24 protein-coding genes and 10 tRNA genes are annotated in these 25296 nt (G+C 39.9%); 24 read left to right on the forward strand and 10 right to left on the reverse strand.

The genetic code is table 11. From position 1 onward, the window contains the following. The first annotated feature begins 50 nt into the window (after positions 1-50). The 16 genes from lolB to H5089_RS11175 all read left to right on the forward strand — a co-directional run bounded on the left by lolB (position 51) and on the right by H5089_RS11175 (position 6732). The gene (gene lolB, locus H5089_RS11100; RefSeq protein WP_033020640.1) at positions 51-638 is read left to right on the forward strand and encodes a lipoprotein insertase outer membrane protein LolB; all 588 of its coding nucleotides are present in this window, start codon (positions 51-53) and stop codon (positions 636-638) included. Between the two features lie 2 nt (positions 639-640). Next, complete coding sequence (ispE, locus tag H5089_RS11105; RefSeq protein WP_154903382.1) at positions 641-1498, forward strand: 4-(cytidine 5'-diphospho)-2-C-methyl-D-erythritol kinase; 858 nt, start codon at positions 641-643, stop codon at positions 1496-1498. Between the two features lie 88 nt (positions 1499-1586). After that, entirely contained in the window at positions 1587-2534 is a 948-nt protein-coding gene (locus H5089_RS11110; protein WP_002958550.1) for a ribose-phosphate pyrophosphokinase, read from the forward strand. Positions 2535-2683: 149 nt separating this feature from the next. Further along, positions 2684-3295 carry a 50S ribosomal protein L25/general stress protein Ctc gene (locus H5089_RS11115; protein ID WP_002958549.1) on the forward strand — a complete coding sequence of 204 codons (612 nt, stop codon included), beginning with the start codon at positions 2684-2686 and terminating at the stop codon, positions 3293-3295. Between the two features lie 19 nt (positions 3296-3314). Beyond that, complete coding sequence (pth, locus tag H5089_RS11120; RefSeq protein ID WP_002958548.1) at positions 3315-3899, forward strand: aminoacyl-tRNA hydrolase; 585 nt, start codon at positions 3315-3317, stop codon at positions 3897-3899. Positions 3900-3952: 53 nt separating this feature from the next. After that, positions 3953-5044: a redox-regulated ATPase YchF gene (gene ychF / locus H5089_RS11125; RefSeq protein ID WP_002958547.1), complete on the forward strand. Its 1092-nt coding sequence runs from the start codon at positions 3953-3955 to the stop codon at positions 5042-5044. Between the two features lie 454 nt (positions 5045-5498). Beyond that, a tRNA-Met gene (locus tag H5089_RS11130) sits at positions 5499-5575 on the forward strand. A 46-nt stretch (positions 5576-5621) separates the two neighbouring features. Beyond that, positions 5622-5706 (forward strand) — tRNA-Leu (locus H5089_RS11135). A 39-nt stretch (positions 5707-5745) separates the two neighbouring features. Then, positions 5746-5820, forward strand: a tRNA-Gln gene (locus H5089_RS11140). A gap of 5 nt (positions 5821-5825) precedes the next feature. Further along, positions 5826-5902, forward strand: a tRNA-Met gene (locus H5089_RS11145). An 89-nt stretch (positions 5903-5991) separates the two neighbouring features. After that, positions 5992-6076: transfer RNA gene (locus H5089_RS11150), tRNA-Leu, on the forward strand. Between the two features lie 40 nt (positions 6077-6116). After that, a tRNA-Gln gene (locus tag H5089_RS11155) sits at positions 6117-6191 on the forward strand. Positions 6192-6262: 71 nt separating this feature from the next. After that, positions 6263-6347: transfer RNA gene (locus H5089_RS11160), tRNA-Leu, on the forward strand. A 39-nt stretch (positions 6348-6386) separates the two neighbouring features. Continuing rightward, positions 6387-6461 (forward strand) — tRNA-Gln (locus H5089_RS11165). Between the two features lie 71 nt (positions 6462-6532). Further along, positions 6533-6617, forward strand: a tRNA-Leu gene (locus H5089_RS11170). Between the two features lie 40 nt (positions 6618-6657). Next, positions 6658-6732 (forward strand) — tRNA-Gln (locus H5089_RS11175). A 41-nt stretch (positions 6733-6773) separates the two neighbouring features. On the opposite strand, the gene H5089_RS11180 is transcribed toward H5089_RS11175, so the two are convergent. Further along, on the reverse strand, positions 6774-8357 hold the full coding sequence (locus H5089_RS11180) for a bifunctional diguanylate cyclase/phosphodiesterase (protein ID WP_182712217.1): 1584 nt from the start codon (positions 8355-8357) through the stop codon (positions 6774-6776). Positions 8358-8511: 154 nt separating this feature from the next. Further along, a complete protein-coding gene (locus tag H5089_RS11185; RefSeq protein WP_182712218.1) occupies positions 8512-9693 on the reverse strand; it encodes an FAD-dependent monooxygenase in 1182 nt (393 codons plus the stop codon). 244 nt (positions 9694-9937) lie between these two features. Between H5089_RS11185 and miaB the strand changes: the two genes are divergently transcribed. From miaB to H5089_RS11215, 6 genes are read left to right on the forward strand one after another with little or no spacing between them, the layout of a single operon-like run. Further along, on the forward strand, positions 9938-11386 hold the full coding sequence (gene miaB, locus H5089_RS11190) for a tRNA (N6-isopentenyl adenosine(37)-C2)-methylthiotransferase MiaB (protein WP_002958544.1): 1449 nt from the start codon (positions 9938-9940) through the stop codon (positions 11384-11386). 50 nt (positions 11387-11436) lie between these two features. Beyond that, a complete protein-coding gene (locus H5089_RS11195; RefSeq protein ID WP_002958543.1) occupies positions 11437-12495 on the forward strand; it encodes a PhoH family protein in 1059 nt (352 codons plus the stop codon). 4 nt (positions 12496-12499) lie between these two features. After that, positions 12500-12958: an rRNA maturation RNase YbeY gene (gene ybeY / locus H5089_RS11200; RefSeq protein WP_182671337.1), complete on the forward strand. Its 459-nt coding sequence runs from the start codon at positions 12500-12502 to the stop codon at positions 12956-12958. 22 nt (positions 12959-12980) lie between these two features. Beyond that, positions 12981-13865, forward strand: coding sequence for a CNNM family magnesium/cobalt transport protein CorC (gene corC / locus H5089_RS11205; RefSeq protein ID WP_002958541.1), 885 nt, complete (start codon positions 12981-12983; stop codon positions 13863-13865). Continuing rightward, the gene (lnt, locus tag H5089_RS11210; protein ID WP_182712219.1) at positions 13846-15417 is read left to right on the forward strand and encodes an apolipoprotein N-acyltransferase; all 1572 of its coding nucleotides are present in this window, start codon (positions 13846-13848) and stop codon (positions 15415-15417) included. The genes corC and lnt overlap by 20 nt, the downstream gene beginning before the upstream one ends. Positions 15418-15450: 33 nt before the next feature. After that, positions 15451-16086: a hypothetical protein gene (locus H5089_RS11215; protein ID WP_182712220.1), complete on the forward strand. Its 636-nt coding sequence runs from the start codon at positions 15451-15453 to the stop codon at positions 16084-16086. Between the two features lie 51 nt (positions 16087-16137). On the opposite strand, the gene H5089_RS11220 is transcribed toward H5089_RS11215, so the two are convergent. The 3 genes from H5089_RS11220 to H5089_RS11230 all read right to left on the reverse strand — a co-directional run bounded on the left by H5089_RS11220 (position 16138) and on the right by H5089_RS11230 (position 19264). Further along, a complete protein-coding gene (locus H5089_RS11220; protein ID WP_182712221.1) occupies positions 16138-16986 on the reverse strand; it encodes an alpha/beta hydrolase in 849 nt (282 codons plus the stop codon). Between the two features lie 29 nt (positions 16987-17015). Continuing rightward, a complete protein-coding gene (locus H5089_RS11225; protein ID WP_182712222.1) occupies positions 17016-18026 on the reverse strand; it encodes an RDD family protein in 1011 nt (336 codons plus the stop codon). Positions 18027-18178: 152 nt separating this feature from the next. Next, positions 18179-19264, reverse strand: a complete 1086-nt coding sequence (locus H5089_RS11230) for an alkene reductase (RefSeq protein WP_182695321.1) — start codon at positions 19262-19264, stop codon at positions 18179-18181. A 180-nt stretch (positions 19265-19444) separates the two neighbouring features. Between H5089_RS11230 and H5089_RS11235 the strand changes: the two genes are divergently transcribed. Then, positions 19445-20221: a hypothetical protein gene (locus H5089_RS11235; protein ID WP_182712223.1), complete on the forward strand. Its 777-nt coding sequence runs from the start codon at positions 19445-19447 to the stop codon at positions 20219-20221. Between the two features lie 67 nt (positions 20222-20288). Next, positions 20289-20813, forward strand: coding sequence for a CIA30 family protein (locus H5089_RS11240; protein ID WP_182694060.1), 525 nt, complete (start codon positions 20289-20291; stop codon positions 20811-20813). Between the two features lie 21 nt (positions 20814-20834). Here the strand turns inward: H5089_RS11240 and H5089_RS11245 are convergent, their stop codons facing one another. The 5 genes from H5089_RS11245 to H5089_RS11265 form a co-directional block, all read right to left on the reverse strand. Beyond that, positions 20835-21371, reverse strand: a complete 537-nt coding sequence (locus H5089_RS11245) for a hypothetical protein (protein WP_182712224.1) — start codon at positions 21369-21371, stop codon at positions 20835-20837. A 146-nt stretch (positions 21372-21517) separates the two neighbouring features. Then, the gene (locus H5089_RS11250; protein ID WP_002958531.1) at positions 21518-21772 is read right to left on the reverse strand and encodes a hypothetical protein; all 255 of its coding nucleotides are present in this window, start codon (positions 21770-21772) and stop codon (positions 21518-21520) included. A gap of 25 nt (positions 21773-21797) precedes the next feature. Next, entirely contained in the window at positions 21798-22274 is a 477-nt protein-coding gene (locus H5089_RS11255; RefSeq protein ID WP_182712225.1) for an FKBP-type peptidyl-prolyl cis-trans isomerase, read from the reverse strand. Between the two features lie 2 nt (positions 22275-22276). Further along, positions 22277-24700 carry a Lon protease family protein gene (locus H5089_RS11260; RefSeq protein WP_024594702.1) on the reverse strand — a complete coding sequence of 808 codons (2424 nt, stop codon included), beginning with the start codon at positions 24698-24700 and terminating at the stop codon, positions 22277-22279. A 77-nt stretch (positions 24701-24777) separates the two neighbouring features. Further along, positions 24778-25236, reverse strand: coding sequence for a zinc ribbon-containing protein (locus H5089_RS11265; protein ID WP_002958528.1), 459 nt, complete (start codon positions 25234-25236; stop codon positions 24778-24780). Between the last annotated feature and the right edge of the window lie 60 nt (positions 25237-25296).

The following is a 25296-nucleotide window of genomic DNA, read 5'->3' on the forward strand; positions in this document are numbered from 1 at the left end:
GCGGTAATTTTACCAAAAATCAGCGGAATATGGAAAGTAAGGAACAACATTTGATTCGACAATATTTGATTTTATTCATGTTTTTTTTGTTTTTAGGTGGCTGTGCTCATCAAATTGATACAAAAACAACACTTTATGATGATTGGAAACCACGTTTAGCTGCTCAAAAAACTTGGCAAGTAGAAGGTAAACTTGCATTTATTAGCCCAGAAGAGCGTCAATCTGCAAACTTAAATTGGCAGCAAACAACAAATTCCAATAATTTAATACTGACTACTTTTATTGGTACTCGTATTTTGTCGCTTAAACAAACAGCTAACGGTGCTGAATTAGAGTTTGACGGTGAACAATACTTTGATACTAACGCTGCAGAGCTTTTAAAACGATTAACGGGTTTTACACTACCGGTTGATAATGCCGATAACTGGCTTAAAGGCACTATTGACGATGAAAGTTTAATTGTTGATGAGCTTGGGCGTGCAAAGCAAGTATTATGGTTTGATAATACAGGCAAAAAATGGCAAATAGATTATGGCACCTATGTACAAAACGCAGGTTACTGGTTACCTACTAAACTGACGTTAAAGCACCAACAAATAAAAATTAAAATTCAACTATACGATTGGCAGTTTAAATAAGTATGAATAACAAAACCTCTTTTTCACTTATTGCTCCGGCAAAACTCAATTTATTTTTACATATTAATGCTCGCCGAGAAGATGGCTATCATGAACTTGAAACCTTATTTACTTTTTTAAATTTTGGCGATGAGCTGCATTTTGAGTTAACAACAGATGGGAGTATTTCTGTCGGTGGTGATACTAAAGACATCCCTCTAAATGATAATCTCATCTATAAAGCGGCTTTATTATTACAAACACACTGTAAAACCTCTTTGGGTGTAAAAATAAATTTAATTAAGCGCTTGCCGATGGGGGGCGGTGTTGGAGGAGGTTCATCTGACGCAGCGAGTACTTTATTAGCCCTAAATAAGTTATGGAAATTGGCACTAAATTTAGAAACACTAGCACAATTGGGGCTCAAGTTAGGGGCAGATGTTCCGGTGTTCATACAAGGTCAAAGCGCCATAGCGCACGGTATTGGTGAAAAACTACACCACGTAACACTTGAACAAAAATGGTACTGCGTTGTACACCCTAACCAACATGTAAGTACCGCAAAAATATTTACACATCCAGATTTAAAACGCGACACACCAAAAATAATAGGCGACTGGAAACACCATACTTTGACCAACGATTGTGAGCCTTTAGTTAAAAAGCTTTGCCCCGAGGTTGAAAAAACCCTCCAGTGGTTGCTAAAATACGCACCGTCGAAGATGACCGGAACAGGTTCATGTTGTTTTGTCGAATTTGCTAGCCAAGTTCAAGCACAAGATGTACTTGAAAATCTCCCCCATACTTGGCAGGGTTTTGTGGCTTCAAGCGCAAATGTCTCACCTGCTCATACGGAGTTAACCGCCATATTCGATCAATGAAGTAACGTACAAGTAATCATAAGTTAACCCGCAGTGATATTTATCATTGCCCGTTAGTCCAAATATTCAGTGCCTGAGGAACCCTACCGTGCCTGACATGAAGCTCTTCGCTGGTAACGCAACACCTGAGTTAGCTCAAAAAGTTGCAAAACGTTTATATATTGAATTAGGCGATGCTGTTGTTGGCCGTTTTAGCGACGGTGAGATCAGTGTTCAAATAAATGAAAATGTTCGTGGCTCGGACGTTTTTATCTTGCAATCAACCTGTGCCCCTACAAACGATAACCTGATGGAACTTATCGTTATGGTTGATGCTCTACGTCGTGCATCTGCAGGTCGTATTACTGCCGTCATTCCTTATTTTGGTTATGCGCGCCAAGACCGTCGTGTACGTTCTGCTCGTGTTCCAATTACCGCTAAAGTTGTTGCAGATTTCTTATCAAGTGTTGGTGTTGACCGTGTTCTTACGGTTGATTTACACGCTGAACAAATCCAAGGCTTCTTTGATGTACCTGTAGATAACGTATTTGGCAGCCCTGTATTACTTGAAGATATGAAAGAACGCGACTTTGAAGACGTCGTTGTTGTATCTCCAGATATTGGTGGTGTTGTACGTGCTCGTGCAATTGCAAAACTACTAAACGATACCGATTTAGCAATCATTGATAAACGTCGCCCTCAAGCAAATGTTTCTCAAGTAATGCACATTATTGGTGACGTTGAAGGTCGTGATTGTATTATCGTAGATGATATGATTGATACCGGTGGTACATTGTGTAAAGCCGCAGAAGCACTTAAAGAACATGGCGCTAAGCGTGTATTTGCATACGCAACGCACCCTATCCTTTCAGGTAAAGCAGCCGAAAACTTACGTGACTCAATGATTGATGAAGTAATTGTAACTGACTCAATTCCGCTATCTGATGAGCTTAAAGCCCTTGATAAAGTTAAGGTACTTACGCTTGCTGACATGTTAGCAGAGACTATTCGTCGTATTAGTAACGAAGAATCTATCTCAGCGATGTTTGAACACTAAAATTAAACATTCCTGAATATAAAAGCGCCTTTTGGCGCTTTTTTTGTAAGCGATGTTTATTTTATCTGGGCGTGGTGGTATGATAGCGCGCCTTTTGGCTAGGGACCTTGGTCGCAAAGGCCCTACACATTTAAATAACTGGAGACATCATGTCTAACAAAACTTATACGTATAACGCTGAACTTCGCGTAGAAACTGGTACTGGTGCGAGCCGCCGCCTACGTCGCGAAGACAAAGTTCCTGCAATCCTTTACGGAGCTGATAAAGAAGCTTTATCTCTTACTTTTGCTCATAAAGATATGATCAAAGCTCAAGAAGACGAAGGTTTCTACACGCATATCCTTACGCTTAACGTTGATGGCGAAGCTGTTGAAGTAATCTTAAAAGATATCCAACGTCACCCATTCAAGCCTAAGCTTACTCACCTTGATTTCCAACGTGTAGATGCTACTCATAAATTTCAAACTAAAGTTCCTCTACACTTCATCGGTGAAGAGATTGTAACTAAAGCTGGCGCAACTGTTGTTCACCAGTTAACTGAAGTTGAAATTACGTGTCTTCCAAAAGCACTTCCAGAATTCATTGAAGTAGATGTTTCTAAGTTTGTTGTTGGCGATTCAGTTCATATCTCTGACCTAACTTTCCCTAAAGGCGTTAGCTCTGTAGATTTAGCTAAAGGCGAAGGCCATGATCAGTCTATCCTGACTATCAAAGCAAACAAAGCAGCTCCAGTTGAAGACGACGCTGCAGCAGCAGAATAATATTTAAGGTCTCGCAACCTTGAATTCTATTCAAATGCTTGTGGGCCTGGCTAATCCAGGCCCCGAATACGCAAACACACGCCACAATGCAGGTGCTTGGTTCATCGAGCAAATCGCTGCACGCTATAACTGCACTCTAAAACACGATCCTAAATATCACGGCCTTACAGGCAAAGTGATCATTCAAGGCCAAGAATTCAAATTATTGATCCCCACTACTTACATGAATTTAAGTGGTAAAGCGGTCAGTAGTTTAGCTAATTTTTTCAAAATCCCTGTCGAGGACATTTTAGTTGCCCATGACGAATTGGATTTAGACCCAGGCGTTGCCAAATTAAAAAAAGGTGGCGGGCATGGCGGTCATAATGGTTTAAAAGACATTATTGCAAAAATGGCAAATCAAAAAGACTTTATGCGCTTGCGCATTGGTGTAGGTCATCCGGGGCATCGTGAAATGGTAACTGGTTGGGTGCTTGGAAAAGCGGCCAAAGAAGACCAAGAAAAAATGGATGCTGCTGTTGATGAAGCAGTTCGTTGCATGGAAATACTTGCAAAAGATGGTGTGTTAAAAGCACAAAACAGACTACATTCGTTTAAACCCTAGTAACTTGGGTCCAAGTACACCGTTTAAACGAATTCTAAACAAGGTATCTTACTATGGGTTTTAAATGTGGCATCGTTGGCTTGCCTAACGTAGGTAAATCAACGCTTTTCAATGCACTAACTAAAGCGGGTATTGAAGCCGCTAACTTTCCTTTTTGTACCATTGAGCCTAATACAGGTGTGGTACCTGTGCCAGATCCTCGTCTAGACGAACTTGCTAAAATTGTTAATCCTCAACGAGTTCTTACCACTAGTATGGAATTTGTAGACATTGCTGGCTTGGTAAAGGGCGCATCTAAAGGTGAAGGCCTTGGTAACCAGTTTTTAGCTAACATTCGTGAAACCGATGCAATTGGCCACGTAGTTCGCTGTTTTGAAGATGAAAACATCATTCACGTAGCAGGCACTATTGACCCTGCTGACGATATTGACGTAATCAACACTGAGTTAGTACTTGCTGATATGGATAGCGCTGAAAAAGCCCTTTTCCGTAACGCAAAAAAAGCAAAAGGTGGTGATAAAGACGCCAAAGAGCAAAATGCCGTACTTGAAAAAGTAAAAGTGCATCTTGATGAAGGCTTAACTTTACGCGCTTTAGCATTAACTAAAGAAGAAAAAGCAGCAATCAGCTCTATCAACTTCTTAACTATTAAACCAACTATGTATATTGCAAACGTTGCTGAAGATGGTTTTGAAAATAATCCATACCTTGACCGTGTACGCGCTATTGCTGCAGCAGAAGATGCGATTGTTGTTCCTGTATGTGCTGCTATCGAATCTGAGCTTTCAGAATTAGATGACGAAGACAAGCTTGAGTTTATGGCTGATCTTGGCTTAGAAGAGCCCGGCCTTAATCTTGTTATTCGTGGTGGTTATGAATTACTACAATTGCAAACTTATTTCACTGCGGGTGTTAAAGAAGTGCGTGCATGGACAATCCCTGTAGGTGCAACAGCGCCACAAGCAGCGGGTAAAATCCATACCGACTTCGAGCGTGGCTTTATTCGTGCGCAAACGATTGCTTTTGACGACTTTGTTGCCTTTAAAGGTGAAAGCGGCGCAAAAGAAGCAGGTAAGATGCGTCAAGAAGGTAAAGAGTACATTGTTAAAGACGGTGATGTAATGAACTTCTTGTTCAACGTATAAGTTAAATGAAACCGAATTAGTATTGGTAATAATTTTAAAGGCTCGTTTTTACGAGCCTTTTTTGTACCTCCAACGTTATAAACTTATAAAATTGATATAGCCCCAACCTAAATGCCTACGTTTAATTTAAAAAATACACTGCGCAGAAGATCAAACCTCAATAATAAGTACCTCTTAAACAAATTAATGTTAAGATTTAACCAGAGCGTAATAATTTGTCGAATAATCAAACAGCTTCAAACTATTGGTTTTTGCTTTTTTTATTTAGCGACAAATTTTGTATGTGAATTGCACTCAAAAAATCATCATTTTTATTAAAATTTAGCCGCTTAGCTTAATTTTCCTGCAAACAAACACAGTTAAGTGTTTTTTTGCAAAAAAGGTGTTGACGAATTTGGGTCATATCAGCATAATACGCCCCGCACTCAGCGATGAAGTGCTAACAAAAAAAGATGGCTAAGTAGCTCAGCTGGTTAGAGCACATCACTCATAATGATGGGGTCACAGGTTCAAATCCCGTCTTAGCCACCATATTTTTTTGTTGCTCAATGAAGAGTTTAAAATAACTACCTTGTGTGCGGGAGTGGCGGAATTGGTAGACGCGCTGGATTTAGGTTCCAGTATCTTAGGATGTGAGAGTTCAAGTCTCTCCTTCCGCACCATAATTCTTGATAAGAATTAAAACTATCAATTGTTATTGTTGGGATATCGCCAAGCGGTAAGGCACCAGGTTTTGATCCTGGCATTCCCAGGTTCAAATCCTGGTATCCCAGCCAACAATGGCTAAGTAGCTCAGCTGGTTAGAGCACATCACTCATAATGATGGGGTCACAGGTTCAAATCCCGTCTTAGCCACCATTTCTTTTTTTAGAAGTGGCTCTGCAAGAGTTAAATTGCACTCAATGAAGAGTCTAAAATAACTACCTGTGTTTCATAACACAAACGATGCGGGAGTGGCGGAATTGGTAGACGCGCTGGATTTAGGTTCCAGTAACTTCGGTTGTGAGAGTTCAAGTCTCTCTTTCCGCACCATGTTCTTGATACGAACTAAAAATATCAATTAATTCTTTGTTGGGATATCGCCAAGCGGTAAGGCACCAGGTTTTGATCCTGGCATTCCCAGGTTCAAATCCTGGTATCCCAGCCAACTTCTTCTACCAAGGAAAGTTGAATAAAAGAATAACTCTTGCTTAGAGTTTAAATGAGCAAATTAGTGATGCGGGAGTGGCGGAATTGGTAGACGCGCTGGATTTAGGTTCCAGTATCTTAGGATGTGAGAGTTCAAGTCTCTCCTTCCGCACCATGTTCTGATAAGAACTAAAATTATAAAAGAATTCTTTGTTGGGATATCGCCAAGCGGTAAGGCACCAGGTTTTGATCCTGGCATTCCCAGGTTCAAATCCTGGTATCCCAGCCAACTTCTTCTACCAAGGAAAGTTGAATAAAAGAATTACTCTAGCTTAGAGGTTAAATGAGCACATTAGTGATGCGGGAGTGGCGGAATTGGTAGACGCGCTGGATTTAGGTTCCAGTATCTTAGGATGTGAGAGTTCAAGTCTCTCCTTCCGCACCATGTTCTTATTAAGAACTAAAATTAATATCAAATTTATAGTTGGGATATCGCCAAGCGGTAAGGCACCAGGTTTTGATCCTGGCATTCCCAGGTTCAAATCCTGGTATCCCAGCCAATTTGACTTCCTTCTCTAAAACTTCTCAATATTCATTAAATTCAGCTTACTTTTTCTGTACTTAAATATACATTTATAAATTCGTCTATATCTATTGGTTTGCTATATAAATACCCTTGTAAATAATCACAGTTCATACTCAATAGCGCTTGCTCTACTTCTTTGGTTTCTATTCCTTCAGCTACTACATCGCAATTTAATCGGCTCGCCAAAAACAACGTAGATTCTACAATAGCGTAATCAGGCGGATTAATGAGCATGTCTTTGATAAACGATTGATCTATTTTTATCTGGTTTATGGGCAACTCCCTTAATAACGACAGTGACGAAAACCCCGTACCAAAATCATCAACACTAAATTTAAATCCACGCATACTTAACTGCTGCATCATTTTTCTTGCTGCGGGTATGTTTGTCATCATTGCCCCTTCTGTAATTTCAAATATTAGTGAATCACTTAAAGTCGGGTCAGTAGTAAGTAAGCTAATTATAAATTCGTAAAACTCGCTGCTTTCAATATCTTTCGTTGATAAGTTGACATGAATAGTACCGGTAAACCCAAACAGTTTAAGTTTTCTAATATGGTTAACTGCTTCTTGTACAACCCATTTCGATAAAACAAAAATAAGCCCTGTACGCTCAGCTACACTTATAAACTTTTCAGGACTAATAAAGCTACCATCAGCTTGCGGCCATCGGATCAGCGCTTCTAGGCCATGCAATTGAATATCTTTGGAGTTCATTATTGGTTGTAAATAAAGCTCGAACTCACCTTTGTGTAACGCGGCTTTAATTTTGACTGATAAATCAAAAAAGTCCTCAGCTCGTTTACCTATTTCAGATGAGTAATTTACTAAAGGTTGAAATGTCTTTTTTGCTTCATGCAGTGCCAAGTTGGCTTTTTTTAGTAACTGGTCGGGTAATCGGCTATCATCTGGGAAACGGCTTACGCCTATACTTAATTGTATTTTAACCATTTGCTCATGTGTACAAAACGGAGCTTTAACGGCTGAGTTTATAATATTTACACAGTGAGCCATGCTTTCATCAGTATCGGTATTCAGTAAAAACGCAAACTCATCCCCCCCTATTCGATATAACTTAGCAATGCCACATAGTTCTTTGCTTAACTTATTAGCAAAAGCAGCCAGTAGTTGATCACCACATTGATGACCAAACGCATCATTAATTTGTTTAAAATTATTTAAATCAATATAAAATAATGCAAATGAAGAAGGGTAATCGACTTGTTTACTCAAGGATTTAAAAAAGTTATTGCGGTTGGGTAAGGTTGTTAAGTTATCGTGCTCAGTTTGATATTTTTGATACTGCGTTGCTTGCTCTATTTTAAGGATGCTTTTCAAACTCAGTTTGACAACTAAGAAAACAAACCCTGCACCACCAAATAATATTGTGGCAACTGCATTTCTTATTATTGGTGCCGTATCGTAATTTGAAAAGTAATAAAGTATCCACCAATACCCTAAAATAAAACAGACAATAGCGCATAACAGTACACTCCACGCTCTTTGCGATGTTTTTTTACAAACTTTAAAGGTTGTTTTTAAGCTAGCAACTAGCAGTAGCGCACCTAAAATAATTATTACTGAAAAAAAATTATCCACACATAGGCTCTTTAAAATTATTAAATTGCGGTTTAGTGATATAACCCTAGTCAAATTAAAATTTTATTTAATATAACTGGGTCACTATTTGTCCACTTAAAAACAGACATAAAAAAAGGCTCATAAATGAGCCTTTTTAATCTCTACTTTAAATTTAGCCTAAATCACCGCTAATTGCGTATTTTAAAACCCAGTTTTTTATAGGGCCTGTATTATTAGCCATTTTTAAAAACTGGCTACGTGCCCATTTAAGTGGCGCAACTTGGTTAGAAAAGCCAAAGTAACACGCGTCCATCATGCTCATCATTAATAAATTAGCTTTACGGCGAGCTCGCTCGTATTCTTTAAGCGTTATCGGGCACCCTATACCCCCTGCATTGTCTAAAACTTCAGCAAGTGCCACTACATCCTGAAAACCTAAATTAACGCCCTGCCCTGCAAGGGGATTTATTGTATGTGCAGCGTCACCGACTAAAACTAAGCGCCCTTGTGAATAGTTGTTAGCATGTTGGCGAGTAAGCGGAAATATTGCATGGGTTTGTACTTCAAAGTCTCCAGCAAGTTCAGGAAATTTATTAAGTATGTGCATTTTTAGCTCAGCTGGGTTTAGCCCTTTAAATGCTTGCAGTGTATTTGCATCGTCGTACCAAATTAAATTAGCGTATGGTGCCTGCATTGGCAAAAATGCGAGTGGCCCACTTGGCGTAAACTGCTGCCATGTTTTAATTTGTTGCGGCGCATCGAGTTTAATTAATACCCCCATGCAATGCTGCTGATACTGCCAGCCGGTAATTCCTATATTAGCTTTAGCACGCAGCTGCGATTGTCCGCCATCGGCTGCAATCACTAAATCAGCGGTATAGGTTTGAGCTCCATACACAAGCGTAATTAAATCATCCGTTTGCTCTATTTTAGTAATAGGTGTGGCTTGCTCAATAACCTCAATCTTATAATGATCAAATTGCTGCCATAAACTTGCTTGAATTAAACTATTTTCAATTAAGTGGCCTAAATGCGTGGTGTTTATATCGGCGCAGTCAAACAATAAATTATCACCACCGCGCTCAAATGCCTCTAATTGTTGATAAGGCGCTATGCGGTTTTGCCTTAAAAGCGGCATTGCTCCTAATTCATCAAGTAAATTTTCTGAAAAACGATTAATAGCCGACACTCTAATATCAACCATATCACTACTAAGAATCTGTGATGGGTCTATTAGGTGTTTTTCGATTATGCGTACGCCAAAGCCCTGTTGAGCAAGCTTTATCGCCATAGCCGCGCCAACCATGCCACCGCCAACTACTATCACATTATTTTTAGTCATGTTTTTCATCATTTTATTATTACTTGAGTCTGTTTTGATTGTATCAAAATTAATTTGTTTTATACCAGAGGATATCCCTAACCGCTGATTAAACTCGCCTCGTATTGATTTGAGATCACAAACATGAAAACTATACTTGGATCTGGACGGGTATCCAGCTAAAATACGCCTCCTTTAAGTGAGCATGCTTGCTCCTTAATCCTGTTTCAAGCACATTTTTGTGCCACTATCGAATTGAACACGAGGCTATATTTCAATGAGCAAAAAGCTGCATATTAAAACCTGGGGTTGTCAGATGAACGAATACGACTCTCAGAAAATGGCTGAACTTTTAGATGCCACCAACGGCTACCAGCTAACTGAAGATGCAACAGATGCCGACGTAATCTTACTTAACACCTGTTCAATTCGTGAAAAAGCACAAGAAAAAGTATTTCACCAATTAGGTCGCTGGAAGTTATTAAAAGACGACAAGCCAGATTTAATCATTGGTGTAGGTGGTTGTGTTGCCTCACAAGAAGGTGACTCTATTCGCCAACGTGCGCCATTTGTAGATGTTATTTTTGGTCCGCAAACGCTACACCGTTTACCAGAAATGATTAAACAAGTGCAAGGCGACAAAGGCTCATCGGTTGTTGATATTTCATTCCCAGAGATTGAAAAATTTGACCGTCTGCCAGAGCCAAAAGCAGATGGCCCATCTGCTTTCGTATCAATTATGGAAGGCTGTTCTAAGTACTGTACTTTTTGTGTTGTACCTTATACTCGCGGTGAAGAAGTTAGTCGCCCAGTAGATGACGTACTACTTGAAGTTGCACAACTTGCAGAGCAAGGCGTACGTGAAGTAAATCTTTTAGGTCAAAACGTAAACGCATACCGCGGTGATACGCACGATGGTGAAATTTGTTACTTTTCTGATTTAATTCGTCTTATTGCAGCTATTGATGGTATTGACCGTATTCGTTACACCACATCGCACCCGGTAGAGTTTACCCCAGATATAATCGACGTTTACGCCGATGTACCAGAGCTTGTAGATCACTTACATTTACCAGTACAAAGTGGTTCAGACCGTATATTAAACCTAATGAAACGTGGCCATACGGCAATTGAATACAAATCGACAATTCGTAAGTTACGTAAAATTCGTCCTAACTTAAGTATGTCGTCAGATTTCATTATTGGTTTCCCAGGCGAAAGCAAAGAAGACTTTGAAGCAACTATGAAGCTTATTAGCGACATAGGTTTTGATATGAGCTTTAGCTTTATTTACAGCGCACGCCCAGGTACGCCAGCGGCAGATTTGCCGGATGACGTAACAGAGCAAGAGAAAAAAGAGCGCTTATACTTACTACAAAACCGTATTACACAAATGGCGCAGCAAATTAGTCGTCAAATGTTCGATACAGAGCAACGTATACTTGTTGAAGGTCCTTCTAAGAAGAACCCTATGGAATTACGTGGCCGTACAGAAAACAACCGTGTAGTAAACTTTGTTGGCCCGCACACTGTGATCGGACAGTTTGTTGATGTACGTATTACCGAAGCACTACCTAACTCTTTACGTGGTGACTTAATTCGTACAGAATCAGAAATGAACTTACGACGTGAAGTAGCTCCTTCAGCTATTTTAACTAAAGCTGCAGCTGCAGAGCCAAAACCAGACACTGTTAACGAAATTGGCGTAGCTACTTTCGTTCCTTAGTCACACAATTAGCGCCAGTTAACGCTGGCGCAGTACTATAGGAAGCAATTTTGAGTAATCAGTTAAAAACATTAGAGATTTATTTAGAACCTGCCGATAACAAACGCCTATCTTCTTTATGTGGCCCGTTTGACGAAAACATCAAACAAATTGAACGCCACCTGGCTGTTGAAATAATTCACCGTGACAACTTTTTTAAAGTAACCGGTAAACTACACAACTGCGCCGGCGCTGTAGAAATCTTAAAAAACCTTTATGTTGATACTCAGCCAGTTCGTGGTGTTTTAGGCGAAATAGAACCCGACGCCGTTCATTTAGCTATTACCGAATCAAAAGCCTTAGAGCAAGATGCATCCAGCAGCGCTTATGGCAAAGAAATGGTTATTAAAACCCGCCGTGGTGTTATTAAACCACGTAACGACAACCAAGGTGTTTATGTGGCTAATATTTTAAACCACGACATTACCTTTGGTATTGGCCCTGCAGGTACTGGTAAAACTTACCTTGCAGTTGCAGCCGCCGTCGACGCTCTTGAGCGCCAAGAAATACGCCGTATATTACTAACGCGCCCTGCTGTAGAAGCTGGCGAAAAGCTTGGCTTTTTACCTGGCGATTTAAGTCAAAAAATAGACCCATACCTGCGCCCTCTTTACGATGCTCTTTTTGAAATGCTAGGTTTTGAAAAAGTAGAAAAGCTCATCGAAAAAAATATCATCGAAGTCGCACCGCTTGCTTACATGCGCGGACGTACTTTAAACGATGCCTTTATTATTTTAGATGAAAGCCAAAATACCACCGCCGAGCAAATGAAAATGTTTTTAACCCGTATAGGGTTTAACTCAAAAGCGGTGATTACAGGCGATATTACACAGGTCGATTTACCTCGTGGCACACGCTCAGGCCTTCGCCATGCAATTGAAGTGCTTGATGGCGTAAACGAAATTAGCTTTAACTACTTCAAAGCCCACGACGTAGTACGTCACCCTGTTGTAGCACGCATAGTTGAAGCCTACGAGCGAAACGACGAAAGCGAGCGACTTAAGCGCATTGAAAAGCAAAATGCAAAAGACGCACTCGCTGCTCTTCAACAGCCTACTACTAAAGAGTAATACTTTGACAACCGAACTTGATTTACAAATAGCCTGTGAGTTTGACAACCTCCCAAGCGAAGAACAATTTGCGCTATGGGCTGACAAAGCCCTTAGCCAATACCGTGATGAGTCCGAACTCAGTATCGTTATTAGCGACGAAGCGCAATCGCAACAACTTAATAACGACTATCGCGGTAAAAATAAACCGACCAACGTACTGTCGTTCGAATTTGAAGCACCACCAGGCATAGATATTCCTTTGGTTGGTGATTTAATTATTTGCCCAGCCATTGTATTAGCTGAAGCAATTGAGCAAGAGAAGTCATTTCATGACCACTTTGCTCACATGGTTATTCACGGATGCTTGCATTTGCTTGGATTTGACCATATAAAGAGTGAAGACGCTTTAGAGATGGAAAGCATCGAAAAGCAAATACTTGCAGAGCTAAACATAGCAGACCCATACCGGGACGATATTTAAATTAACGGAGCAATTAGACGCAATGAGCGACGGTAACTCGCAATCTAGCCAGGGTTCTTCTGGCAAAACGTGGTTGGGCAGAATAGCCCAAATGTTGCAAGGGGAACCCCAGAATAGAGAAGAGCTGGTCGAAGTTATTGCCGATGCGCAAGAACGAGACGTAATCGATCCAGAAACAAAAGAGATGATAGAAGGTGTGCTTGGCGTGTCTGAGCTTAAAGTGCGAGACATAATGGTTCCGCGCTCACAAATGATCACTCTTGAGATCGACAGCCCGCTTGAAGAACTAATTCCAATGATGGTTGACTCAACTCACTCACGTTTTCCAGTGGTGATTGAAGACAAAGATCATGTAGAAGGTTTTTTACTCGCTAAAGATTTATTGCCACTAATCTTAAATAAAGACGAGCATTTACCATCAATACGTGATTATTTACGCCCAGCAATGGTAGTACCTGAAAGCAAACGTGTTGATACATTGCTAAACGAATTCCGTCAGCAACGCTACCATATGGCTGTTGTTATTGACGAATACGGCGGCGTATCGGGCTTAGTAACGATTGAAGATATTCTTGAAATAATTGTTGGCGAAATCGAAGATGAGCACGACGAAGAAGAAGAACATCAAGATATTCGTCAACTTGCTAAACATGTCCACGTAGTGCAAGCACTCACACCTGTAGATGACTTTAACGAGCATTTTAAAACAGGCTACAGCACAGACGAAGCCGATACTATTGGCGGAACTGTACTGCACGCATTTGGCCATATGCCAAGCCGTGGTGAAACGATTGACATAGAAGGTTACCAATTTAAAGTAACCAACGCCGACAATCGTCGTATTTTGCAACTGCAAGTCACCGTTCCTAAGGCTGATGATAACGACAGTGAAGAAACTGCTAACTAGACTTACCCTATTAGCAAAAGATAAAAAAGCATGGCTCGCACTCGTTGCGGGCCTTGTTTTAACTTTTGGCTATGCCCCTTTTGAAATTTGGCCCATCGTATTTATTAGTCTTGGCGCCATAATTTTTTGCATTAATCCCAATAATACCGGTAAAGCACACGCAAAAACCGCCGCTAAATATGGCTTTATATTTGGCCTAGGCTGGTTTGGTGCAGGTATAAGCTGGGTACATGTTTCTATTGCCACCTTTGGCGGTATGCCGCTTATAGCGTCGCTCTCGTTAATGGCTTTTTTGTGCTCATACTTAGCATTATTTCCCGCACTTGCCTTTTGGGCAACTACACGCTTTGCTAGTGGCCCTAAAAGCTTTGGCGCATTACTAATTGCCTGCTTTGCAATTAGTGAGTATTTACGTGGCACCGTACTTACCGGTTTCCCGTGGTTAAGCTTTGGCTACACACAAACCGACGGACCTTTAAGGCTGCTCGCCCCTTATATTGGCGAGTTTGGCTTAACACTAACATGTGTGGCTATTGGCTTTGCACTATATAGACTTACCCAAAAAGATTTTAAAACCCCGGCGGTTACTGCGACAGCTGTTGCGCTTATTTTTACAGGTGCAAATACCACAGGCAGCATTCATTACACAGATAAAAACATGTCAGTATTGCTCGTACAAGGGAACATACAGCAACACCTGCGCTTTGAGCCAAGTGAGTTTTGGACCACAATGAGCAAATACCAAGACATGACACGTCCACATTGGGATGCCGACTTAATAGTATGGCCAGAAGCCGCAGTGCCTGAAATAGAAATGCTTGCCGATTCCTACCTAGCCAATTTAGACAGTGCCGCCTCGTTTAATCAAACCGCCCTTGTAACCGGTATTGTTGACTACCAGCGAGACACCAAAAATATATTCAACACACTTATTGTGGTCGGTAATAAAGAACGTGGCGACGAGCATGGGCATTACCATTACCTTGATAAAAACCGCTATCAAAAACACCAGCTACTACCTATTGGCGAATTTGTACCGTTTCAAGACTTTTTGCGCCCTATTGCCCCATTATTCGATTTGCCTATGTCATCGTTTACCCGTGGCGACAAAGTGCAAAACAACTTGCGCGCCAATGGCTATAACCTACTCCCTGCTATTTGCTACGAAATAGTATTTGCCGACTTAGTACGCGGTAATTACAAAAGCGATTCCGACCTACTATTTACTGTCAGTAACGATGCTTGGTTTGGCGACTCTATTGGGCCTTTGCAACACATGCAAATAGCCCGCATGCGGGCGCTCGAACTACAACGCCCTCTAGTGCGAGTTACCAACAATGGGGTAAGCGCCGTATACGACCCCATAAGCCACACACAACAAACCATGCCACAGTTTGAAGCTACCATATTGAAAGCCAACATTAAGCTTATAAAAGGCGACAGCGTGTACAGCCAGTATGGCAATGTGTTTGTATGGGGATTTGTGTTTTTGATGGGAATTGTTGGGTTTGGGGTTAGGGTTAAATTTGAAAAAACTAGATTCATTATCTAGCACACTTATTAAACGAATTGTAAGAAGAGCCTAATGATAAAAAACTATCTAGAAGGAGTAGAAAGCGCTGTAAGTAAATTACTTGAAGTCCGCAAAGAGTTTCACAATGATATTAATGATATCTATAAAGATTCGATACCGCCTATGTACCTTTTTAATAGGCAAAATACAGAGCAAACCATTCAACTAGGCGAAAAAAATTGGAGTAAAAAAGAACATATAGTAGAAGGATTTAAAAGATCAAAAAAAGCTCTCATAAAATTAGAATCTGAGCAGTTTGCGCTTTCATCTATAGATGGCTCTTTGTTACAGATTGCAGCTAAGGGTATTGAATTATTTTCTAAAAATAAAAAGAATACTACTACATTAAGTCTTAATGCTAAAACTTCAAAATTTTGTATTGGCCGTGAAATTAGAGGCTTACCTGCGGGTCTTATTATTTATGCGGGCCGCAATCACTATAATCATATTGAGGCTGGCGGTGATTTACACAACCCTACAAAAAAAATAGTAGAAACCTTAAACATTAACTCCAATTTGTATAAGCCTTATTTGCAATTCAATTTTGAACAGTCCTCTAACTTACCAATTAATCGAGCTACGGAATTCGTACTTTTATTAACTTGGGAGAAATTTGAGGATTTTGCATATGATTTGAAAGGGCTGTAACCGTTCATTTACTAACTAATGTGTAAATACATCGAAAAATGAAAATACTCATTATTTGAATAAACTTCTCAACCCATAATACCAACTAAGCGCTGCCACCGTGCCATGAGTTTCATCTTTAAAGTAACGTTGATTTATAATTAGATTATCGCTTGAGTGTGCTTTTAACTTTTCAACAAATGCTAAACCCCATCGGTAATTTGTTTTACCAATTTCGCCAAACGCTTCGCCGTTATTTGCAAAGGTAAAATACACATTGCCTTTAAGCAGCTTATTTATTAGTTGCTTCTCATCAAAATAACGGTTTAGGAAGTTATTATCCCACAGGTAGGTTGCATAAATAATTAAGTAATCTGTAAATAGCGCATGGTTGGTAAGCAATACATAGCTGGCAAACAAGCCACCAAAAGACTCGCCAATTAATACACGTTTAGTTGATGTGCGGTAATTTTTATTAATCAGTGGAATGAGTTCTTTTTCAAAAAAAGCGGTGTAGTTTGCAGCATTGCCAATGTTTTCAAATTTTTCGAGTAGCTTGCCGTTAAAAGTCCAATCGACATTGGTAGGGGTAAAGTCGCGCTCTCTTATCGCATTTTTACTATTAGGAACAGCGACAATAATTGCTTGTTGAATTTGTTTTTCTAGCCGCTCAGTACTGAGTGCTTCAACAAGCCCCGCTAAGGCTTTTAAATGGGTTGGGTCGCCATCAAGCAAGTAAATAACAGGATATACTAGTTCGAGGTTTTGCTTGTAGCTTGGCGGTAAATAAACACTATAACTGCGCTGCTCACCTAAAATAATAGACTTAAGCTGATGTTTTTTTGCTAACACAATATTTTCTGACGCATACGAAGCAGTAATAAAATACAGATAACTAAACGCCATTAATAAAGCTTTCATAACCATCCTTGTAATTAATAAGAGCAAACTTAACTTTTTACAGTCTCTTCTACCGTTTCAACATTTACAACTTGATTCAAGTTGCCTTTAATAACCACAGTCGCTGATATTTTATCTTGAATGGCTTGTCTGTTTGGATCCCAATATATCTGTAAAAACCCAAACAAGCCTGTGGCAAAGCCTGCGCCGTAGCCGCCGTAGCGACCAAAACAATCTAATAAACCTAATGGCTCACCGCTTAAGGCAACCACACGAATATTACATACCTTTTTACCCGGTGTTTGGCCGCGCCAAAGTAACGAGAACAACGTAAAGTAAACAGCAGCCCAGCCAAAACCTAAGCCTAAGTCTTGAATAATACCCTTGCTCCACTGCAAAATACTGTTTGTGGTTGTTTGTGCAGGTTTTTCTTCTATTAACTGTGCAGGCTTTATTTCTTTATTTTCACTGAGTACTAATAGTTGTAAAAGTACGGTAGCAAGTTGTGGGCTTTGTAGGTCGTCCATTTCTGCTAATTTGGGAACTTGCCCAATTAAATTATCAAACGCGTTTTGTTGGCAAGGTTGCTCACAGCTTTCATCAGCTGTTTGCGCTAAATAAGTATTTACCCGTTGTTTTTCTGTGGCGGTAAGCTGTATTTCATCTTGTATTTTTACGCCCTGAACAGCTAAACCTTGATCAGTGTTATCGTCTTCTAGGTAATCAATGCCAATTGAAAGCACAGTAAGTGCGCTTACAAATAAAATACTTGCTGCCGTTATTTTTAAGATTCTTCGCCACACATTCGACATTTTTGGAAGGTATTGCTGTGCCGTACCTTTATAAAAAGCCATTGCAGCAACAAACGCTATTAAAGCAGCGCTAAGCTTGGCCGCTAAAAATATCAGTGCAACATCAATAATAATCGCTAGTGCACGCTGAATAGGTATAGCTAAAGGCAAGCCCAGTAAAGCGCTGTCAATTTTAAAAGCGTAGGGTGTAATAACTTCTCGGGTTTCAGAATTTGATAATTCTAATTGTTCTATTTCTGTGGCTTTCATTTATTTTCTTGTTATTAAAATAGGTAACCCGGTTAACTTACGCGTTTTTTATTTTTTGCTCAAGATAAAGCTAATAGAATCAGTGCACAAAAAAGGGCTACATAAGATGCAGCCCTTCATGTTTTTACTCAATGTTAATTACTTACTAGCAATTATACCGTTGGATAATCGGTGTAGCCTTGTTCTGCGCCACCAAACAAAGTGTCGGGGTTGTGGCTGTTAAGTGGCTTGCCTTGCTTTAAGCGTGCTGGTAAGTCTGGGTTTGATACAAACGGGCGACCAAAGCCAATCATGTCGGCCCAGCCTTCGCTAAGTGCTTTGTCTGCGCGCTCTTTGGTGTACTTGCCTGCGTAAATTAATACTCCACTGTAGGTTTTGCGAATCGATTTTTTAAATTCGACACTCATTAAAGGTGCGTCATCCCAATCGGCTTCGGCTATATGCATGTAACCTACACCGGCTTTATTTAATGCCTCAGAAACCGCTAAGTAAGTTTCTTCAGGGTTTTCGTCTACTGTGCCATTAAGAGTTGTTAACGGGGCAAGTCTTACGCCTACTTTACTGCTACCAATTTCGTCGCTAACAGCATGTACCACTTCAATTAAAAAGCGTATGCGGTTTTGCACACTGCCGCCATATTCATCGGTGCGAGCATTTGACTCTGAGTCTAAAAATTGATTAATAAGGTAACCATTTGCAGCATGAAGCTCTATGCCATCAAACCCTGCATTAACTGCATTTTTAGCTGCTTGGCGAAATTCGCCTATGACATGCGTAATATCTTGTTTGCTCATTTCGCGTGGGAGTTGGGTGTCTACAAACCCCGGTGCGCCGTTTGTATCTACAAATACTTTTACGTCTTTTGCAGCAATGGCCGATGCTGAAATAGGCTGCACGCCACCAGTGTTGTCACTGTGGGTAACACGGCCAACATGCCAAAGCTGAGCAAACATCACTCCACCAGCGCTATGTACTGCGCTTGTTACTTTACTCCAGCCTGCAACTTGCTCATTTGAATAAATACCCGGAGTCCAAGCGTAACCTTTACCAAGCTCACTAATTTGTGTGCCTTCGCTTACAATTAGTCCGGCACTTGCGCGCTGTGCGTAATATGTTGCCATTAAGTCGTTAGCTATATCGCCAGGCTGAGTTGAACGCGAGCGAGTCATTGGGGGCATAACAATACGGTTTTTTAATGTTTTACCTGCAAGTTCTATTGGTTCAAAAAGTAATGTCATAATGCCTCCTAAGTTTGATTGCGCTCATAATAACGTAACCAAGCACATGCAAAAACAACAAAAACTGCAAAATAGTTTTGTTGTATCTGCAATAAAGCCACAAAGTAAAACACATTAACTTTAGGTGAACTAAATGTATTTTATTGACTCTTAACAGCACTATTAAGTTGAGGGTTTGATGTGAATAAAGGGAATGCATGGCCGTGGGTTATCTCGTTGTGTATACACGCTATTGTGTTGTACTTTTTGTTTTCGCAATCTATTAAAGTTGCGCCGCCAAAGGAGGAAAAAAACGCAATAATACAGGCCTATGTTACGGTTAATTTAGCAAGCCTACCTAAGCTAAGCTCAGTTGTTACAACAACCAATGCGCCTGATATAAAACCTGTAAACACTAAAACTGATGCACCAAATTCAGCAACCTCTAACACTACACCTATAAAAAAAGATTCTACAAAAGCCAAAGTAAGGGTAACTAAAAAAACGCAAGCCAAAACCATCACGTTACCAAAGGCACAAACAGAGCTTAAAAAAGCCCCTGTAAAACCTGTTGAACCCCTGGTAGCAGCGCCTTCAGAGCCTACAACAAAAGCTTCTCAAACATTTAAAAAGCTAAATCCATACGCGCCGCTATTTGGCTCTCCTGTAAATAATATGACTCATAAAAAAATGGTCTCCTTTGGTGAAGATAAAAGCTCTGAAAATGAAGAGATAAACAATAAGCCCACAATTAAAACGCCAGTAAAATCTGATAATTCAGAAGTTATTAGCCAAAATACAACAGGCACACGACGATTAGAAAAATTTAACGGTAAATGCTATTTAATTGATACTTCAACCGTATTTGGTAGTAATGGCATGCCTCAAGGTAGCGGTAAACCCTGTCCTGAGGATAAAACTGATAAAGAAATTATGTTTGAAAAAATCATGAAAAAATGGAGCCGTAAAAATAATTAACTTTAAATAAGTGAACAAATAATATGTTTATCCGTATTGATAAGCTTAAAGTAATTAGGAGTAAGCCATGATCACCAAACAACTATCCTCACTTTTTGTATTTAATTTATTAGTTGTAAGTGCACAAGCTAATGCAAACCAGCGCTGGTACGTTGTTAACGACTCAGTAATGGGCGGTGTATCTAATAGCCAAGTAACACAAACTCAAGAAAGTTTGCTTTTTACAGGCAATGTTTCGCTTGATAATAACGGCGGTTTTGCATCAATACGTACAGAGCTAAGTACACAAAGCCAAAATACTAAAGCTATAGCGCTGCGTGTTAAAGGTGATGGACAAATCTATCAGCTTAGGCTCAGAACTACCAATTACCTTGATGGCGCAGCGTACACTCACTCATTTAAAACAGTAAAAAATGAATGGGTAGATATAAACTTTGCTCCGAGTGATTTTACTTTAACGTATCGCGGTCGCGTGCTTGAGCAACAACCTATTATTGATTTTGATGATATAAAACAGCTAGGCTTTATGATTGCAGGCAAGCAAGAAGGTAAGTTTAAACTTGAAGTGGGTAAAATTGAGTTTAAAAGCTAACCCAACAGCATGTTGGTCGCGCTAAATAGTATAGTCGTCGCCCCGCCTCTTTAGTTCATTAATAACCAGTTCAACCATTTGTTGCTTTATTGCCGCTTGCTCTGATTTTAACTCCCCTAATTGCAGCTCTAACATATCTATTTGTTCTTGCTGTTGCGTGTTTTTATATTGTTTTACACCTAGGTGCTCAGCATCTAAAGTTAAACTCGCATCACTTTTATTCGGCTCACTTACAGAAGTGTTTATAGTTATACTACGTTGTACGGGGCTTTGTTTAAGTTTATTAATTTGCTCTTGCAGCGCAATAACTCGCCCAGCGAAGTGCTTGTATACTTTTTCTAGGTTTTTATACTGACTGCCAAACGTTGCATTATCTTCACTATACTCTTCGGCTTTGGTATCTAAAAACTTTGATAACACATATTTTGGCTCTTCCTCATTCTCTTCCTCGCTCTTTTCTTCACTCGCTTTTTCAACAGGTAGTTTATCTGATTGCGCTAAAGGTTGAGTATTTGAGCTGTGTACTTGGTATGGAATGGAAGCCGCTGAAATCTTCATTATTTTATCCCTAAAATAGCTTTGTAACTATTATAGGTATCGACCTCGTATTAAAACCCTTGAGTAAATTTTATTGTTAGCTAAAAGCAAAAAGCCCCACTTTATTAAAGTAAGGCTTATACCAATTTATCAAACTAACTCGTTACTTACTTAGTGCTTTGATTATCTTGTGAGAGCGCAATAAGTGCAAGCGCCGCATTTAGACGAGTATTTAAATTATTATAAATAGTCATTCCAAACACACCGATAATACAAACTATTAACCCCATTTGTAGGTTAACGCTCATCTCTAGTAAAAAAACAGCTGCAACTAGTAAGCATAGCGCTAATGCATAAATAATAGATTGAAAGGTAAAGTTAATATCACCTTTGGCTATTTTAAGTAATTCATCTTTATTCATAATTTACTTCCTTGTTATTTAATCACTAAGACTCAATTGCCAGTAGCTCTACTTCAAAAATAAGTACTGAGGCAGGAGGAATACTCCCTACACGTTTTTCGCCGTATGCTAATTGGTGCGGTACATAAAAAATGTATTTATCGCCTGGGCTCATCAGTTGTAAGCCCTCAGTCCAACCTTTAATCACTTGGTGCAAGCCAAAGCTAATCGATGTTTTACGCTCTACTGAGCTGTCAAACACCGTGCCGTCGATTAGTGTGCCGTGGTAATGCACGTTAACCATACTTGTTGGGCTTGGTGTGTTTTCACTCTCACCTTTATGCAGTATTTTGTACTGCAAGCCAGAAGTTGTTTCTACTACACCTTCTACTTTTGCGTTAGCGGCTAAGTAATCTGCCCCTATTTGTGCATTTATGCCTGCTTGTTGTTTTGCTTTTTTACTATTTTGAAATATTAAAAAACAAAAAATGGCGATAACCACCGCCAAAATTATATTGATCATTATTAACCTTTTTCGTTATCTAGTTCTTCGTCTTTTTCGTCATCGTTATCGCCATTAACTATGTCGGCAATTTCTTTAAGGCGAGCAAGCGCAATTCCGTTTACTGAGTTTTCTGGATACTGGTCATCAATAATATCGCCAGCTTCTATATCCATTAACAGGTTAAGCGCTTGGTCTACGGTTTCAACTGCGTAAATATTAAATTTACCCGCCTCAACTGCATTAAGTATTTCATCATCAAGCACTAAGTTAACTTGGTTTGATTTAGGAATGATAACGCCTTGCGAACCTGTTAAGCCACGCATTTTACACAGTTTGAAAAAGCCTTCTATTTTTTCGTTTACGCCACCAATAGCCTGTACATCACCATGTTGGTTAATAGAGCCTGTCAGTGCAATTGATTGGCTAATAGGTAGGCTGGTAATAGACGAAATAAGCGCACACAACTCTGCCAAAGATGCACTATCGCCATCTATATAACCGTAGCTTTGCTCAATAGCGATATTAGCGCTAAGCGTTAAGCTAAAGTGCTGCGCGTATTTATTACCTAAATAACCGGTAAGTAGCATTACCCCTTTTGAGTGAATTGCTTTACCAAGCTCGGCTTCACGTTCAACATCTATTACGCCATCGGCGCCAGCATAAACCGTTGCCGTGATACGCGCAGGGGTACCAAATGAGGTATCGCCAATGTGTAATACGGTTAAACCATTTACTTTACCAATGGCTTGGCCGTCGGTTGCAATAAGTGTGTGACCTTCTTTTATATCGCTTAGCATATTTTCACTAATTTGGCCGGTACGGTATTGCTTACCTTCAATGGCTTCATCAATATGATGCGCATCTACAACAGTTAATTTATCTTGTTTTGCGTAGTAACTTGCCTCTGCAACTAATTCAAGTACATCAGCAAAGCGCGCAGAAAGCTTATTGTGATGCTCTGCTTGGCGGTAGCTAAACTTAAGTAAACGCACCATAGCTGCTTGTGTGGTAGTGCACTTTAATGTTTGCTCGCAGTACTCGGTAACTTTAGTTATAAATTGGTACTGTAATTTATCGCTACTTGGTAAGTAGTAATCAAAGTCAGCTAATACTCTAAATAACTCTGCAAACTCTTCATCGTATTCACCTATGGTGTAATACAGTTCGCGCGAGCCTAATAAAATAATTTTTACATCAAGCGGTATAAGCTGCGGGCGCAGTGTAAAACTGCTACCTACTGAGCTATCTTGATACGGTAAGTCGTTTTTAATTTGATGCGTTTTAAGCGAAAGTTTTAAACCATCCCACACTTGAGGGTTAGCCATTACCTTTTCAGCATCCATAATTAAATAACCGCCATTAGCACGGTGCAATGCTCCCGGCTGAATAGAGCGATAACTGGTAATTAAAGACCCTTGCGATGTGGAATACTCAATTTTACCAAATATATTACCAAATGTTGGATTGGGCTCGTACACCACGGGTGCTGCATCGTCTTCTTTAAACTCAACTAAAATATTAGGTGCAAAAAAGTCGGTAAGCATGCCTTTACGATCAAAGTCTTCTTTGCTTTCTTCGCTTTCGTCTTCGTCATCGAGCCACTCAAGTACCGCGTCTATAATTTCAACGCGTATATCTTTTAAATAACGCAGTACACCAATATGAGTTGCATATTTATGTTCTAAGTCTTTTAAAAGCGGTTTGGTGGCCTGCTCTGCAGTCGACTTTTTAAGATTACGCTGTTTTTCTTTTGATTCGCGCTTCCAGCGTGGCAGCTCAATTAACGCTTCTATTAATGCATCTTCTAGCTTTTCAATTTTTTCAAAAAACTCTTCGCGTAACGTTTCTTCAAGTTCGCCAAATTCGCTATCGCTTAATTGTTTACCATCTACAAGCGGTGCAAACCCAACTGAATTTTTTTCTTCGACTAATGCAACACTTTGCTCAAATGCCGCAATTTCTACTGCAGTAATAGCGCTGTCGTAGGCATCGTTAAATTCACGGTCGATTGATTTTTTTTTGCGTTGGTATCCTGGGTTATCAAATGCAGCAGGAAATGTGTCGAGTACTTCATCTAAAAATGAATCTATGTCGTCACTAAGTTGCTTGCTTTGACCTGCATGCATAAACAGCGCGATAGGCTCTCTGTGATCATCGTAATTATTTACGTATAACCATTCGTTTGGTGTTGGGCGGTCTTTTGCGTGTTGCTTAAGTTTATCTTTAACAAGCGTAAAGCGCCCATGGGCAGCCTCGCCCATTACATAAACGTTGTAACCAGGTAGTTCCATCCCTAAAGAGAAATCTAAGGCACTTTGGGCGCGTTGTTGGCCTATAAATGTTAGTTGCTCGGGGTATGGATTGCTCATACACGTATGTACGTGATTAGTAGAAATACTCGGTGCGAGCTTTGAAACAGATAGTGGCAGCAATTTTTTCGTCATTCTAACTTCTTTTTTTACCAACATATTCGCTGGCCTTTGGGCGTATTAAGTGGCCCGCAGCCACTTAATAATTATATTTAAGGGTGCAGCGCCTTACGACTAAAATAGATTCCATCACATTCAATACACGGTGTAATTTGTGTCGCGTGATAAACATCGTAACTATGGGTGCAATTCTTACATACTAATGTGCCCATGGCTATCCATTCGCCTGCGTGATACACACCATTGTGCTTAAAATCTTGACTAAGAGATTGCCACTCAAGCTGAGTTTTATCTTCTATGTGCGAAAGCTCAAACCATAAGGACTCTTTAAGCTCTTGCCATGCAAGCGAATTATAGTGCGATTCGTTTTCTTGGACATGTTCTATATCGCGCTGTAAATAACTTTTATATAAAGCGTATCTTTCTTGCCCTAAATCTTTAAGTGCCTGCTCAGATTCAACAAATCGAGTAACTGCGTCTTTTACTTCATGATCTTTTACATCTTTTAGCCATTTGGTTAAATCGCCAAGCCATGCTTTATAATCTGCCATTTTTTACTCCTTCAAAATTGCTGTTAAATCACCCTATAACTTAGATAAGTATAGGTTAAC

Origin of the sequence: Pseudoalteromonas sp. SR45-1 (assembly GCF_014163655.1) — a bacterium.
Classification (GTDB): Bacteria; Pseudomonadota; Gammaproteobacteria; order Enterobacterales; family Alteromonadaceae; genus Pseudoalteromonas; species Pseudoalteromonas distincta.